We start from the raw sequence: 1,823 nt of genomic DNA, 5'->3' as shown, positions 1-1,823 counted from the left end.
TCCGCCCGTTGTTCCGGCGGGGGGGCCGGAACAACGGGCGCCGGAGTGACTATCCAGGTCTTCTGATCATTACAGGGGGATGTTGCCGTGGTTCGCCTCGCCCGCCGCGGCGCCGGCCAGGGCGTCGGCGATCGCGGCCCTGGTGGCTGCCGGTGTGACCACGGCGTCCACCACGCCCAGTTCCACCGCGCGGTCGATCCCACCGACCATGCGCACGTGTTCGGCGGCAAGATCGGCAACTACGGCCGAACGGCGCTGCGTCGGGACCTCGGCCAGCTCGCGCCGGTGGAGGATCCCGACGGCGGCTTCGGCTCCCATGACCGCAACCTCCGCGGTCGGCCAGGCGAACACGGCCGTCGCGCCCAGGCTGCGCGAGTTCATGGCGACGTATGCGCCACCGTAGGCCTTGCGGGTGACGACGGTGACGCGGGGCACGGTGCATTCGGCGAACGCGTACAGCAGCTTCGCGCCGCGCCTGACCACGCCTTCCCATTCCTGGCCGACACCGGGAAGGTAGCCGGGAACGTCGACCAGGACGACCAGCGGCACGCCGAACGAGTCGCACATCCGGACGAAGCGTGATGCCTTCTCCGCGGACGTGGCATCCAGGCAGCCGCCGCGGCGCAGCGGGTTGTTGGCGACCACGCCCACCGTCCGCCCGCCGAGGCGACCCAGAGCGGTGACGATGTTCGGTGCCCACTTGGGGTGGAGCTCGACCACGTCGTCGTCGAGCACGCCTGCCACCAGCGGGCGTACGTCGTAGGCGCGGCGTGGCGACTCCGGTAGCAGGTCACCGAGGTCGCGTGCCTGGACTGCTCCGATGTCGCCCTGGTCGCCCAGCAGTACGCACAGGCGGCGGGTCCGGGCGACGGCGGCTTCGTCGGAGTCACAGGTGACGGCGACGACGCCGCTGCGGCGCGCGTGCACGTCGGGTCCGCCCAGGCTGTCGGCGGTGCAGTCCTCGCCGGTCACCGTCCGCACGACGTCGGGACCGGTCACGAAGACCTTGGCGTCCGGACCCATCACGATGATGTCGGTCAGCGCGGGGCCGTAGGCGGCGCCACCCGCGGCGGCGCCCAGCACGAGGGAGAGCTGGGGAATCCTTCCGGATGCCCGGACCGTGGCCGCGAACACCCGTCCGACCCCGTCGAGAGAGGCCACACCCTCCCGGAGCCGGGCCCCCCCGGAATGCCAGATTCCGACCACCGGCTGGCCAAGGCGTACCGCCGCCTCGATGGCGTGGACGATCCGGGTGCAGCCCTCGTGGCCCATCGCCCCGCCCTGGATGGCCGCGTCGGTGGCGAAGGCAACCACCGGGTTGCCTTCGACGGTGCCCGCTCCCGCCATCACACCGGAGGTGTCCGCCGCGGCGAAGGACTCGAAGGTGCCAGGATCGAAGAACTGGGCCAGCCGGGCCGACGGAGCACGCGGGTCAGTGCGTTCGAGCGTGGAGAGACTCACCGTTTATCTCCTTGGGATCCCTGGGGCCGATGACGAAAGCAGGCGACTGCCCGCGGGTCGCGTTGCGATCGGTGGGCCCACCGGATCATTATTCCTGTTTGTGATCGGATGGGTCCTCACGGGTTTCCCGTCATAATTGCCGGTAATTCCCCGTGATTGCGTCGTCATGCAGCGGTCGGGCCGGATGATCCGCTGGTTGTGGAACACGAGAACACCCGGACGCTGGCCGGGCACCGACCGGGCCTGACAGTCAGTGCCGGGTGTTCGCCGTGAATATCTGGCTGGAAATGAAGTCGCTGATATTTCGAATGTCGGGCTCGAGGACCGGCGGAGGATTTACTGTTTTCAGGGGTGAAAGCAAA

The 1,823-nt window shown here is 69.3% G+C and carries 1 protein-coding gene; it reads right to left on the bottom strand.

Annotated features, from left to right (window positions below):
- Positions 1-69: 69 nt before the first annotated feature.
- Entirely contained in the window at positions 70-1,461 is a 1,392-nt protein-coding gene (locus tag DD1DGNOD_RS20905; RefSeq protein ID WP_131768215.1) for an acyl-CoA carboxylase subunit beta, read from the bottom strand.
- Positions 1,462-1,823 lie beyond the last annotated feature (362 nt).

This window comes from Candidatus Protofrankia californiensis (assembly GCF_900634765.1).
Lineage (GTDB): Bacteria > Actinomycetota > Actinomycetes > Frankiales > Frankiaceae > Protofrankia > Protofrankia californiensis.
The sequence above is the reverse complement of the archived record's forward strand: the minus strand, read 5'-3'. Positions and strand labels throughout refer to the sequence as shown.